The organism is Mycolicibacterium bacteremicum, from assembly GCF_002086115.1.
Classification (GTDB): Bacteria; Actinomycetota; Actinomycetes; order Mycobacteriales; family Mycobacteriaceae; genus Mycobacterium; species Mycobacterium bacteremicum.
On record NZ_MVHJ01000005.1, the window covers coordinates 104,152 to 117,679 of the forward strand.

At 68.4% G+C, this 13,528-nt stretch carries 14 protein-coding genes; 4 read left to right on the forward strand and 10 right to left on the reverse strand.

The window, feature by feature from the left end:
* Positions 1–2: 2 nt before the first annotated feature.
* The 8 genes from BST17_RS07710 to BST17_RS29215 form a co-directional block, all read right to left on the reverse strand.
* The gene (locus tag BST17_RS07710) at positions 3–707 is read right to left on the reverse strand and encodes an esterase (RefSeq protein ID WP_083056795.1); all 705 of its coding nucleotides are present in this window, start codon (positions 705–707) and stop codon (positions 3–5) included.
* A gap of 63 nt (positions 708–770) precedes the next feature.
* Positions 771–1,940: a THUMP-like domain-containing protein gene (locus BST17_RS07715; RefSeq protein ID WP_083056797.1), complete on the reverse strand. Its 1,170-nt coding sequence runs from the start codon at positions 1,938–1,940 to the stop codon at positions 771–773.
* A 1-nt stretch (position 1,941) separates the two neighbouring features.
* A complete protein-coding gene (locus BST17_RS07720) occupies positions 1,942–2,979 on the reverse strand; it encodes a class I SAM-dependent methyltransferase (protein ID WP_083056799.1) in 1,038 nt (345 codons plus the stop codon).
* Positions 2,980–2,988: 9 nt separating this feature from the next.
* The gene (locus BST17_RS07725; RefSeq protein WP_083056801.1) at positions 2,989–3,681 is read right to left on the reverse strand and encodes an enoyl-CoA hydratase; all 693 of its coding nucleotides are present in this window, start codon (positions 3,679–3,681) and stop codon (positions 2,989–2,991) included.
* Positions 3,678–4,514, reverse strand: a complete 837-nt coding sequence (locus BST17_RS07730; protein WP_083056803.1) for an NUDIX hydrolase — start codon at positions 4,512–4,514, stop codon at positions 3,678–3,680. Before BST17_RS07730 ends, BST17_RS07725 begins: the two co-directional genes overlap by 4 nt.
* 61 nt (positions 4,515–4,575) lie before the next feature.
* Positions 4,576–5,418, reverse strand: a complete 843-nt coding sequence (locus tag BST17_RS07735) for an ABC transporter ATP-binding protein (protein WP_083056805.1) — start codon at positions 5,416–5,418, stop codon at positions 4,576–4,578.
* Positions 5,379–6,071 (reverse strand): membrane protein YczE, encoded by a 693-nt coding sequence (gene yczE, locus BST17_RS07740; RefSeq protein WP_083056807.1) that lies wholly within the window; start codon positions 6,069–6,071, stop codon positions 5,379–5,381. Before yczE ends, BST17_RS07735 begins: the two co-directional genes overlap by 40 nt.
* Positions 6,068–6,220: a hypothetical protein gene (locus BST17_RS29215; RefSeq protein ID WP_165762232.1), complete on the reverse strand. Its 153-nt coding sequence runs from the start codon at positions 6,218–6,220 to the stop codon at positions 6,068–6,070. The genes yczE and BST17_RS29215 overlap by 4 nt, the downstream gene beginning before the upstream one ends.
* Before the next feature lie 62 nt (positions 6,221–6,282).
* On the opposite strand from BST17_RS29215, the gene yczR reads away from it, so the two are divergent.
* Positions 6,283–7,728 carry a MocR-like transcription factor YczR gene (gene yczR, locus BST17_RS07745; protein ID WP_083056809.1) on the forward strand — a complete coding sequence of 482 codons (1,446 nt, stop codon included), beginning with the start codon at positions 6,283–6,285 and terminating at the stop codon, positions 7,726–7,728.
* On the opposite strand, the gene serB is transcribed toward yczR, so the two are convergent.
* Entirely contained in the window at positions 7,725–8,984 is a 1,260-nt protein-coding gene (serB, locus tag BST17_RS07750; protein ID WP_083056811.1) for a phosphoserine phosphatase SerB, read from the reverse strand. The genes yczR and serB overlap by 4 nt on opposite strands.
* Before the next feature lie 38 nt (positions 8,985–9,022).
* Positions 9,023–10,768, reverse strand: coding sequence for an aa3-type cytochrome oxidase subunit I (gene ctaD, locus BST17_RS07755; protein ID WP_083057109.1), 1,746 nt, complete (start codon positions 10,766–10,768; stop codon positions 9,023–9,025).
* 173 nt (positions 10,769–10,941) lie between these two features.
* Here ctaD and BST17_RS07760 point away from each other — a divergent pair, with 173 nt between their 5' ends.
* From BST17_RS07760 to BST17_RS07770, 3 genes are all read left to right on the forward strand, one after another.
* Positions 10,942–12,012 (forward strand): ABC transporter substrate-binding protein, encoded by a 1,071-nt coding sequence (locus tag BST17_RS07760; protein ID WP_407937738.1) that lies wholly within the window; start codon positions 10,942–10,944, stop codon positions 12,010–12,012.
* Between the two features lie 26 nt (positions 12,013–12,038).
* Positions 12,039–12,314, forward strand: a complete 276-nt coding sequence (locus BST17_RS07765) for a YciI family protein (protein WP_083056815.1) — start codon at positions 12,039–12,041, stop codon at positions 12,312–12,314.
* Positions 12,315–12,477: 163 nt separating this feature from the next.
* Positions 12,478–13,524: an NAD(P)-dependent alcohol dehydrogenase gene (locus tag BST17_RS07770; RefSeq protein WP_083056817.1), complete on the forward strand. Its 1,047-nt coding sequence runs from the start codon at positions 12,478–12,480 to the stop codon at positions 13,522–13,524.
* The last annotated feature ends 4 nt before the right edge of the window (positions 13,525–13,528 follow it).

Here is a 13,528-nt window from a genome sequence, read left to right on the forward strand (position 1 = left end):
GGTCAGGCCAGCAGCGGGGCCACCGTCGCGCGTGGCACCGAAACCTGAACGGCGCCCCCCGATTCGGGCAGCAACTCACCCTGGCTGAAGAAGAAGATCACCGCGTCATCGGTGATCGCGAAGTTCTGGTAGTTGGCCGGGTCCAGGCCCGCCTCCGGCAGCACCGGATCCGGCATGCCGGACTGCCTGGCCAGGTCCGACTGGACCACCGGGAAGATGACCGGCAGCGGATCGACGCCCTCGCGGAAAAGCTTCTCGAACGTGATGGGTTTGCGGTAGGCCTGATCCCAGCTGAAGGACTTGTAGAAGGTCTGCGGGTGTGCGCCGCCGATGTTCTGGTAGGTGGTGAACACCAGCGACTGGGTACCCCGCGGCGGTACCGCGGAACTGTACTGGGTTGCGGTGGTGTCCAACTCGTACGGCATGCCCCGGAAGTCGGGTGACTTGGCCACGTTGAGGAAGCCGTCACGGGTCTGCTTGACGTACTCGATGACCGGCTTGGCGTCCGGGAAGGTCGCCGGGAAGGTGATGTTCAGGGTGTACGCCGGGTCGGTCTGCGCGATGGTGCACACGTTGTCCGGGCCGAGGATGCCGTTGACGTCATTGCACGTGGGCGGGGCCGCCGATGCGCCCGGTGCACCGGCAAGCCCGATCACGGCCGTGGTCGTGGCGGCCAGCACGGTCGCGGCCAGCGGGGGTACACGCATCAGGGGGATCCTCCGGAATACAGGGCGGCACAGGCGCCGCTGATCACAAGATTACCTGTGGCACTATCGCGACGGTCGACAAATGAATGCCACCGCCCGGCTCGCGGCACCGGTACCGATGCGGGTGAGCACCATCGACAACGACTGCGTGCCGCGCAGCTTGAGCCGCCGACGCAGCGCGTCGGGATCCACGTCGAGGCCGCGGACCAGGATCTCGACCGCCCCGCAGTCCCGGGCCACCAGTTCGCGGCGCACCCGCTTCTCGTCGAATCCGACCTCGGCGAGCACCTCGAATCCGCGGACCCCGTCGGGCAGCGCATCTCCGGACAGATAGGCGATATCGGGATCCAGTTGCCACAACCGGTGCCGGGTGGCGTACTGGCGCACCAGACCGGCGCGCACCACCGCCCCGTCCGGGTCGATGATCCACCGGCCGGCCGAGGCGACGACGCAATCATCGGGGTCGGCGTCGGTGACCTCCTCGGCGCGGTCCAGCACCACCGCGCGCCGGCGCACACCGGCCACAATGAGTCCCGACGACCACAGGCAGGCCTCGCGCACACTGCCGCCCAGTGAGGTCACCGCGACCTCACCGACGAAACCCAACCCTCCCAGCTGATCGAAATCGATTCCGGGAGCGCACTTCACGACCAGGTCCCGGTCGCGGTAGACCTCCAGCAGGGCGTCCAGCGCCGGTGTATAGGCACGCGGATCGAACCGGCGCCGCCCGCCGGTCCGCCGGCCCGGGTCGGCAACCACCACGGTGTCGCGGCTCACCGGAACCAACGCATCGGCGAGTACCAGGTCCACCTCACCGACATTGTTGCGCGCCATGGCAAGTCGGACACGGTCCAGATCACTGCCGAGCACCGACCCGGCGTGTGACGCCAGCGCCGCCAGTTCGGCACCGACCGAACAGTTGACGTCGTGCACGCGCATCCCGGTCAGTCGACGGGCCCGGTGGGCCGCCACCGGCTCGGCGGTTGCCTGTTGCAGCGCGTCATCGGTGAACAACCACGACGACGGGTCGGCGAACTTGGCCCGCGCACGCCGCCGCAGCAGTGTCGTCTCCACCAGCGCGGGAGTACGATCACCGAAACGTGTTCGTATCGCGGCGATATCGGCCACCCGGCCGGCATCGCTCAACGACCGCTCGGCCACCTCGGCCAGGGCCAGGCGCCCGTCGTCGCCGCGCAGATAGGCGACGTCGTCGAGCGAGAAACCTACCGCCACATCACAGCGGCTTGGTTCCGGTGACCATCACGTTGTAGAACCAGCCCTTTGGCACGACCTTGCGCCACACGTTGGCGTCGACCCAGCTCAGCGTGGTCCAGCTGTTGAACGCGAATTTCGCCCACCCCCAACCCAACCGGCCCGGTGGCACCGAGGCCTCGAACGTCCGGATCGGCCAGCCGAGCATTGCGGCAGTGAATTCCTCGCTGGCGGTGGCGACCTCGACCGCGCCGGCGTTGGTGGCCATCCGCTCCAGGTCCTGCGGGTCGAAGGTGTGCAGGTCCACGACGGCCTCCAGCGCGGCGGCGCGGGAGGACTCGTCGAGCTCCTCCTGCGGACGGCGCCAGCCTTCCAGGCCGGGCAGCTTGGTGATGTTGGTCGACAGATGCCACGTCAGGGTCGACAGGTTGCGGGCGTAGACGTTGCCGGCACTGGTCGGCTCGCCGGCGAAGACGAACCGGCCGCCGGGCTTGAGGATGCGCACCACCTCGCGCAGCGACTTCTCGACATCCGGGATGTGGTGCAGCACAGCGTGACCGACCACCAGATCGAAGGTGTTGTCCTCGTACGGGATGCCCTCGGCGTCGGCGACCTTGCCGTCGATGTCCAGGCCCAGGCCCTGCCCATTGCGGGTGGCGACCTTGACCATGCCCGGGGACAGGTCGGTCACCGACCCGCGGCGGGCCACCCCGGCCTGGATGAGGTTGAGCAGGAAGAAGCCGGTGCCACAGCCCAGTTCGAGGGCGCGGTCGTAGGGCAGCTCGCGCTGCACCTGTTCGGGGACGATGGCGTCGAACCGGCCGCGCGCGTAGTCGATGCAGCGCTGGTCATAGGAGATCGACCACTTGTCGTCGTAGGTTTCGGCTTCCCAGTCGTGATAGAGGATCTGCGCCAGCTTGGTGTCCTTGAGCGCCGCCTCGACCTGCTCGGCAGTGGCGTGCGGGTTGGGCTCCGGAGCCGCTGCGGCGGCGACATCGGGCGTGAGTTCTCCGTCGGCGGCGGCGGGTGCCTCGGCGGGAGTGTGGTCCGTGCTCGTCATATGGGCAGCCTAACTGCCGGTGCCCGCCCCGAAGACCCCGACGTAGTGCGCGAGGCTCTCACCTGCGTCGTCGATCATCGCCTTGGCCCCGGCCAGCACATGCGCCGGCGTCTCGGCATAGCGGCGGGTCCACGTCAGGGCGGCGTCGTAGACCCCGTCGGGAGCCACCATCTCGTCGATCAGGCCGAGCGCGAGCGCCTCCTCGGCACCCACGAACCGGCCGCTGAACACCAGGTCCTTGGCCCGCGCGGGCCCGATGGCCCGCACCAGCCGGTCGGTGCCGGCGGCCGGCAGCAGCCCGGCCAGCACCTCGGTGACCCCGACCTTGACGTTGTCTCCGGCGATCCGCCAGTCTGCGGCCAGCGCCAGCGCCAGGCCCGAACCCAGGGCGTACCCGGTGACCGCGGCGACCGTCGGCTGCGGGATCGCGGCCACCGCGTCCAGTGCCGATCGGCAGGCCAGCGTGACGCTCCGCCCGTCGGCGGGGTCCAGTCGGCGCAGCTCCGGGATGTCGTCGCCGGCGCTGAACACCTCGTGCCCGCCGTACAGGATGACCGTGCGCACCTGTGGATGACGGCCCAGATCCGCGGCGACCTGCGCGATCTCGCGGTACATCTGCCGGGTCAGTGCATTGGTGGGCGGGCGGGACAACACCAGGGTGCCGACGCCGTCGTGTACGGCCGAGGTGACGAATTCGGTCATGGGCTCGGCGGGTTGTTGTAGCCCTCCGGGGAGCGCCGGTTGCGGGCTTCGTTGTAGCGGGCCCCGTCGAAGAACTCGATATCCCAGTCCCCGGTGCCCTTGTCCGCGGACAGGCTCGGCATCATCGCGACGATCGTGCGCTCGGTGGCCAGGACGTCGGCGACCGTGCGCCCATTCACCGAGTCCAGCTGCGACCAGGTCGGCGGCAGCAGGAACGAGCGGCCCTCGGCGAACTCGTCGAGCGCGGCCTGCGGGGTGGACCAGAAGGCGCGGTCGCTCTCGGTGTTCTCCCCGTCGGCGCGCTGACCCTGCGGGAGGGCTCCCACGAAGAAGTAGGTGTCATAGCGTCGGGTGCGCTCCTCGACCGGGGTGACCCAGTTGGCCCACGGCCGCAGCAGATCGGCCCGCAGCACCAGCTTCTCCTCGCGCAGGAAGTCGGCGAAGGACAACGAGTTGTCGGCCAGCGCCGCGCGCTGCTCGCGGTATACCGACGCATCATCGACCAGGATGTCGGAGTCGTCAGCGGCGCCGGCGAACAGCACCCCGGACTCCTCGAAGGTCTCCCGCGCGGCCGCGCACACCAGCGCCTCGGCGAGGTCGACGTCGACGTCGAGGCGCTCGGCCCACCACGCCGGTTCGGGTCCGTACCAGGCGATACCGGTGCCCCGATCGCGTTCGTCGACACCACCGCCGGGGAACACCATCACGCCCGCGACGAAGTCCATCGCCGAATGCCGACGCATCAGGAAGATCTCCAGCGACTCGGGTGTGCCCTGATCGCGCAGCAGCATCACCGTGGACGCGGGCCGGGGAACCAGCGGGTCTTCGCTCATGCGCCGGCCTCGCAGGCTCGGTCGGCGCATTCGATGCCGATGATTTGCTCGCAAGCTTCGCTCATGTGGCGCGCCTCCTGTGTGCGGCGCGGCTGCGGGTGCGCCGCGCGAAATACCGCCCGTCGAGGTAGTCGAGGGTGATCGACTGCCCGAAGGCCGCGGAGAGATTCTCCGATGTCAGCACATCGGTGAGCAGACCGGACCCCACCACGCTGCCCTCGGAGAGCAGCAGGCAGTGCGAGAAGCCCGGCGGGATCTCCTCCACATGGTGGGTCACCAACACGATGGCGGGAGCATCGGGGTCGGCGGCCAGGTCGGCGAGCCGGGCCACCAGTTCCTCGCGCCCACCGAGGTCCAGTCCGGCCGCCGGCTCGTCGAGCAGCAGCAGCTCCGGATCCGTCATCAGCGAGCGGGCGATCAGCACCCGCTTGCGCTCCCCCTCGCTCAGCGTGCCGTAGCTGCGCTCGGCCAGATGCTCGGCGCCCAGGCTCTCCAGCATGTCGACGGCCTGCTCGTAGTCGACGTCGTCATATTTCTCGCGCCAGCGCCCCAGCACCGCGTAGCCCGCCGACACCACCAGGTCGCGGACGATCTCGTCGTCGGGAATCCGTTGGCTCAGAGCCGAACTGCTCAACCCCACCCGGGATCGCAGCTCCGACATGTCGGTCCGGCCGAGGCGCTCACCGAGCACGAACGCCGTTCCCGAAGAGGGGTGGTCGATCGCGGCGGCGATGCGCAACAGCGAGGTCTTACCCGCCCCGTTGGGGCCGATCACCACCCATCGCTCATCGAGTTCGACGGCCCAGTTGATGGGGCCCACCAGGGTCTTGCCGCCGCGCCGCAAGGTGACCTTGGCGAAGTCGATCAGCAGGTCGGGGTCTGCGATGGGCTCGTCTGCTGGCACCCGCTCATCGTAGTGTCGGGGTCCGCGACGGCACGGGACCGCCCTTCACCGCCGGTGTGCGCGCCGAAATCGTGGAACAGCAGACGCCTCGGCATGAATCGCAACATCAGCTGGACCAGCGGGCCGATACCGAACGCATAGACCACGGTGCCGATGCCGACCGTGCCACCGAGTAGGAAGCCGATCGTCAGCACGGTGACCTCGATGGCCGTGCGGACCAGCCGCACCGACCGTCCGGTGCGGGCCACCAGGCCGGTCATCAGCCCGTCACGCGGTCCGGCGCCGAGTCCGGCGCCGATGTAGAGCACCGTGCTCAACGCGTTCAACAGGACCGCGCCGAGCATCATGGCGACCCGCAACCGCAGGTCGGTGGGCGCCGGCAGCAGCGCGATGCCGACGTCGACGGTCACCGCGATGACGATGACGTTGGCGACGGTCCCGATCCCCGGCCGGTTGCGCAGCGGGATCCAGGCCAGCAGCACCACCACACCGACGATGGCCGAGGCCAATCCGATGGTCATCCCGGTGTGCCTGCTGAGGCCCTGATGGAAGACGTCCCACGGATCCAGCCCGAGGCCGGCCTGCACCATCAGGGCCATCGAGAAGCCGTACCCGGTCAGGCCCGTCAACAGCAGCGCAAGGCGGGTCGTCATGCGTGATCGGGGAATCGCGCACGGATCGCGTCGAGTTCGTTGCGCACCCGGCGGGCATCCGCGTTGTCCACATCGCCGAAGCGCCGCGGGTTCCGGGCACCCGAGCGCCGGTACTTCCCCGCCATCCGAGACATCCAGTTCTCTCTCATGAATCGATGATCTGGCCGCCATGGCTTGCCGATCAATAGCCAGTTGACGAATACTGGCTCTTATGTCCATCGATATGGGGTCCAGAGCGCTAGATGTGGACCTTTTGGCACGGGAACTCGGCAACTGGCGTACGTCCAGTTCCACCGGCGCGGCTTATCTCGGCCTGGCCGACGCGGTCCGATTACTCATCGTCGACGGCCGCATCCCGGTCGGGTCCAGGTTGCCCAGTGAGCGGGCGCTGGCCGATGTGCTGCGGGTGTCGCGCACCACGGTGACCGCCGCCTTCGCCGCCCTGCGCGAGGACGGTTACCTCAACGCCCGCCGCGGCGCCCGCAGCACGGCCGCACTGCCCCCGCGCCCGGCGCTGCCCGCCGATCCGGGCGCGCCGACGGTCAGCCTGGCGGCGGCCGCCCTGTCCGCACCCAGTGCCGCGGTGCGCGAGGCCTTCGCCGACGCCGCCCGCGACGTCACGCCGTACCTGGCCGAGGTCGGCCACGAACTGTCCGGGGTGTGCGCGTTGCGCACCGCGGTCGCCGAAAGGTACACCGCGCGAGGCCTTCCGACCGATCCCACCCAGATCATGATCACCACCGGCGCTCAGCACGCGATCGGGCTGATCCTGGCCGCGTTCACCCAACCCGGCGACCGGGTGCTCGTCGAACAGCCGACGTATCACGGTGCACTGGCAGCTATTTCGGCTGCCGGCTCGCGCGCGGTGCCGGTGGCGCTCAACGAGAGCGGCTGGGAGCTGGATGCCGTGCACGCCGCGATCCGGCAACTGGCCCCGGTGCTGGCCTATTTCATTCCCGACAGTCACAACCCGACCGGGTTCACCATGCCCACCGATCAACGGAACCGGCTGGGCCACATCATTTCCGAGACCCGCACCCGCACCCTCGTCGACGAGTCGATCATGGACATGTGGCTCGACGACGCTCCGCCCGAACCACTGGCGGCCGCCCTGCCGAACCGCCGCGAGCTGGTACTGACGATCGGGTCGATGTCCAAGTCGTTCTGGGGCGGGCTGCGGATCGGCTGGATCCGCGCCGAACCGGCAACCCTGGCCACCATCGCCTCGATCCGGGCCTCGGTCGACCTGGGCACCCCGATCCTCGAACAACTCACCGCGGCACGGCTATTGGACCAGCGCGAGGAGATCCTGCCCGAGCGTCGCGCATTGCTGCGCAGCCGGCGCGAGCACCTGCTGGACCTGCTGGCCCGCGAGCTGCCGGACTGGCGACCGGGACCCGGCCGCGGCGGGATGTCACTGTGGATCCAGTTGCCCGCGCCGATGAGTACCGCGCTGTCGGCGTCGGCATCCCGGCTGGGACTGGACCTGCCGGCCGGCCCGCGGTTCGGCGTGGACGGCACCCTGGAACGCTTCATCCGGGTGCCCTACGCGCTACCCGAAACCCAACTGGAGGAGGCTGTCGAGCTGATGGCGCGGGCGTGGCGCTCGATCACCGGTGTGGCCGTCGCACCGGACACGCACGCGGTGGTCGTCTAGCCGGGGATGTCGACCCGGCGCGCGGTCCCGTCGACTGCGTCGGCGGCCTCGATCTCACCGCGGGTGACGCCCAGCAGGAACAGCACGGTGTCCAGGTAGGGGTGGCTCAGCGAGGCGTCGGCGACCTCCCGCAGCGCCGGCTTGGCGTTGAACGCCACCCCGAGGCCGGCCGCCGACAGCATGTCGATGTCGTTGGCGCCGTCGCCGACGGCGACCGTCTGAGCCATCGGTACGCCGGCCTGGTCGGCGAAATCACGCAGCGCCTTCGCCTTTCCGGGACGGTCGATCACCGTGCCGACCACCCGGCCGGTGAGCTTGCCGTCGACGATCTCCAACTCGTTGGCCGCCACGAAGTCCAGCTTGAGCTCATGGGCCAGCGGGTCGATGACCTGACGGAAGCCACCCGAGACGATGCCGCAGTGATAGCCCAGCCGGCGCAGGGTGCGGATCGTGGTGCGTGCGCCGGGGGTCAGTTCGATCTGCTCGGCGACATCGTCGAGCACCTCGGCGGGCAACCCGGCCAGCGTGGCGACCCGCTTGTGCAGCGACTCGGCGAAGTCCAACTCGCCGCGCATGGCCGCCTCGGTCACCTCGGCGACCGCGGCCTCGGCCCCCGCGTGTGAGGCCAGCATCTCGATGACCTCACCCTGGATCAGGGTGGAATCGACGTCGAACACGATGAGGCGTTTGGTCCGCCGCGACAGGCTGTAGTCCTCCAGCGCGATGTCCACCCCGAGGTCCACCGCGGTACGGGCCATCACGCTCTGCAGTTCGGCGTAGACGGCGCCGGGCGGCACCGACACCCGCAGTTCCAGACCGGTCACCGGGTAGTCGGAGACACCGCGGATGAAGTCGATGTTGACCCCGAGGTCGGCGACCTCGCGGGCCACCACCCCGAACGCCTCGGCGGTGATCGGCCGGCCCAGCACCACGATGGTGTGCGTGGACGGCTCCGCCATCACCGGCTTGTCGTCGCTGCGCTCGATCGACACCTCGAGTCCGACCCCGTGGATCGCGGCGCGGATCTCGTCGGCGAACTCGGCACCATCGGCGACGGTCGAGTCCACCGACACGAGCACGCCGAGGGTGAGCCGTTCCCGGATCACCACCTGCTCGACGTTCAGCAGGTCGACGCGATGTCGGGACAGCACCTCGAACAGTGCTGACGTCACGCCCGGCTGATCGACACCGGTGACGGTGATCAGCAGTGACGAACGTCCGCGCGCAGCATCGACAGACTGCGAGGCCGTCGGCACAGTTACCTCCGTTTGGATGCCTCGAATCGGCTATCGGGTCAGCTGCGAACTTCTACGTCGTCGATTCGGGTGACATCGCCGTCGTCGGGTCCGTGGGCCCGGCCGATGTGCGCCTCGGCGCGCATCCGCTCGACCATGTGCGGGTAGTGCAACTCGAACGCCGGGCGCTCCGAACGGATCCGGGGCAGCTCGGTGAAGTTGTGCCGCGGCGGCGGGCAGCTGGTCGCCCACTCCAGAGAGTTGCCGTAGCCCCACGGGTCGTCGACCACGACAGGCTCGCCGTAACGCCAGCTCTTGAAGACGTTCCAGACGAACGGCAGCGTCGAGACACCGAGTACGAACGCACCCGCGGTGGAGATGACGTTCAGCGTGGTGAAGCCGTCGCTGGGCAGGTAGTCGGCGTACCGGCGCGGCATGCCCTCGTCACCGACCCAGTGCTGCACCAGGAAGGTCAGGTGGAAGCCGATGAAGGTCAGCCAGAAGTGCAGCTTGCCCAGGCGCTCGTCGAGCAGGCGGCCCGTCATCTTCGGGAACCAGAAGTAGATGCCCGCGTAGGTGGCGAACACGATGGTGCCGAAGAGCACGTAGTGGAAGTGCGCGATCACGAAGTAGCTGTCGGTGACGTGGAAGTCCAGCGGCGGGCTGGCCAGCAGCACACCCGACAGACCACCGAGCAGGAAGGTGATCAGGAAGCCCACCGAGAACAGCATCGGTGTCTCGAAGGTCAGCTGGCCCTTCCACATCGTGCCGATCCAGTTGAAGAACTTGATACCGGTCGGCACCGCGATCAGGAACGTCATGAAGGAGAAGAACGGCAGCAGCACGGCGCCGGTGGCGTACATGTGGTGCGCCCACACCGCGACCGACAGCGCCGCGATACCCAGCGTCGCGTAGATGAGGGTGGTGTAACCGAAGATCGGCTTGCGGCTGAACACCGGGAAGATCTCCGAGACGATGCCGAAGAACGGCAGCGCGATGATGTACACCTCCGGGTGACCGAAGAACCAGAACAGATGCTGCCACAGCAGCACACCGCCGTTGGCCGGGTCGTAGATGTGCGCACCGAGGTGACGGTCGGCGGCCAGGCCGAACAGCGCCGCGGTCAGCAGCGGGAAGGCCAGCAGCACCAGGATCGAGGTCACCAGGATGTTCCAGGTGAAGATCGGCATCCGGAACATGGTCATACCGGGGGCGCGCATGCAGACCACGGTGGTGATCATGTTGACGCCACCGAGGATGGTGCCCAGACCACCGACGGCCAGGCCCATGATCCACAGGTCGCCACCGGCACCCGGGGAGTGGATGGCATCCGTCAACGGGGAGTACGCGGTCCAGCCGAAGTCGGCGGCGCCACCGGGGGTGATGAAACCACCCATGGCGATCAGCGCGCCGAACAGGAACAGCCAGAACGAGAAGGCGTTCAGTCGCGGGAAGGCGACGTCAGGGGCACCGATCTGCAGCGGCAGCACCAGGTTCGCGAAGCCGAACACGATCGGCGTCGCGTAGAACAGCAGCATCACCGTGCCGTGCATGGTGAACAGCTGGTTGAACTGCTCGTTGGACAGGAACTGCAGTCCCGGCACCGCGAGCTCGGTGCGCATCAGCAGCGCCATCAGGCCGCCGACGAAGAAGAACATGAAGCAGACGACGCAGTACATCATGCCGATCAGCTTGTGATCGGTCGTCGTGATCAGCTTGTAGATGAGGTTGCCCTTGGGCCCCATCCGTTCCGGGAACGGACGCCGTGCCTCGAGTTCTCCGATTGGGGGCGCTTCGGCTACCAACAGATCCTCCATAAAAAGTCGACGGGTCATCCCGGCACTGTTCTGTTGCAGATCTTATCCCCATCCCCCGCGGCTGCGACATGGGTGTCCTACAAAGTGTCGTATTCGCCTGTCGAGATCGTTCGGCGGCGGGACTGAGCAGGGCCGTATCCGATATTGATACCGTCGGCGGCGTGCTCTTCCCCTCTGCGCGCACAGGCCTGCTCGCCGCGGGTTTCTCGGTCTCGTTGGTGCTGCTGACGGGCTGCGGAGACGCGCCGTCCACTCCCGTTCCCGGCCCGGACGCCCCCGTCACGAGCACGACGCGGATCGCCAGCGCGGGTGTCCTGGGCAATCAGCGCAAACCGGACGAGTCGTGCGCCCCCGAGCCCGCCGCCACCGGCCCCGGTGCCATCGAGGCGGGCCGCGACGTCCGCAACGCCGTTCCCGCGGGTGCCGACATCCCCGCCGGCACCGAGGTGCGCGGCGATCCCCAGCGCATCGTCGCGCTGGCCCCCGGGCAGGTGGATGCGCTGTGCGCGCTCGGGCTGCAGGGACGGGTGGTCGGCGCGGCCGCGCAGACCTCCTATCTGGGCACCGTGCTGCACGACGCCCCCGTGGTCGGTGACGTGCCGGCCGTGCGCGCCGCCGACCCCGACCTGATCCTCGGCGCGGCCGGGCACAGCCTGGAGGACTTCGCGGCGCTGCGCGAGATCGCTCCGACCGTCTTCACCGCCGGCGGCTCCGACTGGCGGGACACCCTGCGCGCGGTCGCCGCGGCCGCCGGGCGGGCCGGCGCCGCCGACCGGGTGCTCGACGATTTCGAGCAGTCCGCCCGCGAGGCGGGCGAACGCAACGACGCCACCCACTTCCAGGCGTCGGTGGTGCAGTTCACCGAGAGCACCGTGCGGGTGTACGGGGCGGACAACTTCCCGGCCTCGGTACTCGCCGCCGTCGGCGTGGATCGCCCTGCGGCACAACGGTTTACCGACAAGCCCTATATCGAGATCGATGTCTCGGAGCTCAGTGAGGACACCGACCTGACGGCTGCCGACGGCGATATCGTCTATCTGTCGTTCGAGTCCCCGGCGGCCAAGGACCGCGCCCCCGAGGTGCTCAACAGCGCGGCCTGGCGCAAACTGTCCGCCAATCGCGACGACCGGGTCTTCGCGGTCAACAACGAGGTGTGGCAGACCGGGCAGGGGGTCATCGCCGCGCGCGGCATCGTCGACGACCTGCGCTGGCTCAACGCCCCCATCAACTGAAGCTCGGGTCGACTAGTCTCTGCGGCGTGTTCCACGTCCTCAACATCACCTATCTGCAGCCCCTCGATGTCATCAACCAGAGCCGCCCGGCCCACCTGGAATGGCTGAAGAACGAGGTCGATGCCGGCCGGATCCTGCTGGCGGGCCGACTCGAATCGCAGGCCGGCGCGGTGCTGATCGCGGCCGACATGTCCGCCGAGGAGGCCGACGCCATCGCCGCGGCCGACCCGTACACCCAGGCCGGCGTCGCCCGGTACGACCGGGTCAGCTTCGCCGCCGGGTTCCGCGCTCCGGGGCTTTAAGCAAACTCACAGCGGGTCCGGGGACTACACCCGGGCCCTCGCCTGTTGTGACTGTGCGAGGGCGCGACCGTCGTGCCCGATTCTGTTTCCTTCACTACTGTCGGGTGAAGATGCATGAATTCGCACGTGAACATAAAAGACGCATGTAAAGAGGGATGAATCGATGACCACAACCGTTTCCGCCTACGCAGCCACCTCCGCGACAGCCCCGTTGTCCAAGACCACCATCGAGCGCCGTGAGGTCGGGCCGAACGATGTCGCGTTCGACATCAAGTTCGCCGGCATCTGTCACAGCGACATCCACACCGCCCGCGGCGAGTGGGGCGGCCAGGAATACCCGCTGGTCGTCGGCCACGAGATCGCCGGCGTGGTGACCGAGGTCGGCTCCGAGGTCACCAAGTACAAGGCCGGCGACCACGTCGGCGTCGGCTGCATGGTCAACTCCTGCCAGAACTGCGAGAACTGCGCGGCCGGCCTGGAGCAGTACTGCACCGGCACCGGCATGATCGGCACCTACGGCGCCACCGACCGGGACGGCACCATCACCCAGGGTGGCTACAGCCAGGCCATCGTCGTGAATGAGAAGTTCGTCCTGCGCATCCCCGACAGCATCCCGCTGGACAAGGCCGCTCCCCTGCTGTGCGCGGGCATCACGCTGTTCTCCCCGCTGAAGCACTGGAACGCAGGCCCCGGCAAGAACGTCGCGATCATCGGCCTCGGCGGCCTCGGCCACATGGGCGTCAAGCTGGCCCACGCAATGGGTGCCCAGGTGACCGTGCTCAGCCAGTCGCTCAAGAAGATGGAAGACGGCCTGCGCCTCGGCGCCGATGAGTACTACGCCACCAGCGACCCGGAGACCTTCGCCAAGCTGGGCGGCAAGTTCGACCTGATCCTCAACACCGTGTCGGCCAACCTCGACCTCGGTCAGTACCTCGGCCTGCTCAAGATCGACGGCACCCTCGTCGAACTCGGCGCGCCCGAGCATCCGCTGGAGGTGCCGTTCTTCCCGCTGGCCGGCGGCCGGCGCAGCATCTCCGGCTCGATGATCGGTGGCATTCCGGAGACCCAGGAGATGCTCGACTTCTGCGCCGAGCACAACGTCACCCCGGAGATCGAGGTCATCGAGGCGTCCTACGTCAACGAGGCCTGGGACCGGGTGGTCTCCAGCGATGTCCGCTACCGGTTCGTCATCGACACCGCCACGATCTAGCACT

Bases quoted from the DNA above. Each gene is read 5' to 3' on its own strand.
- BST17_RS29215 (WP_165762232.1), bottom strand. From the start codon at position 6,220: ATGAGAGAGAACTGGATGTCTCGGATGGCGGGGAAGTACCGGCGCTCG.
- BST17_RS07710 (WP_083056795.1), bottom strand. From the start codon at position 707: ATGCGTGTACCCCCGCTGGCCGCGACCGTGCTGGCCGCCACGACCACG.
- yczR (WP_083056809.1), top strand. From the start codon at position 6,283: ATGTCCATCGATATGGGGTCCAGAGCGCTAGATGTGGACCTTTTGGCA.
- BST17_RS07730 (WP_083056803.1), bottom strand. From the start codon at position 4,514: ATGAGCGAAGACCCGCTGGTTCCCCGGCCCGCGTCCACGGTGATGCTG.
- yczE (WP_083056807.1), bottom strand. From the start codon at position 6,071: ATGACGACCCGCCTTGCGCTGCTGTTGACGGGCCTGACCGGGTACGGC.
- BST17_RS07725 (WP_083056801.1), bottom strand. From the start codon at position 3,681: ATGACCGAATTCGTCACCTCGGCCGTACACGACGGCGTCGGCACCCTG.
- BST17_RS07770 (WP_083056817.1), top strand. From the start codon at position 12,478: ATGACCACAACCGTTTCCGCCTACGCAGCCACCTCCGCGACAGCCCCG.
- BST17_RS07720 (WP_083056799.1), bottom strand. From the start codon at position 2,979: ATGACGAGCACGGACCACACTCCCGCCGAGGCACCCGCCGCCGCCGAC.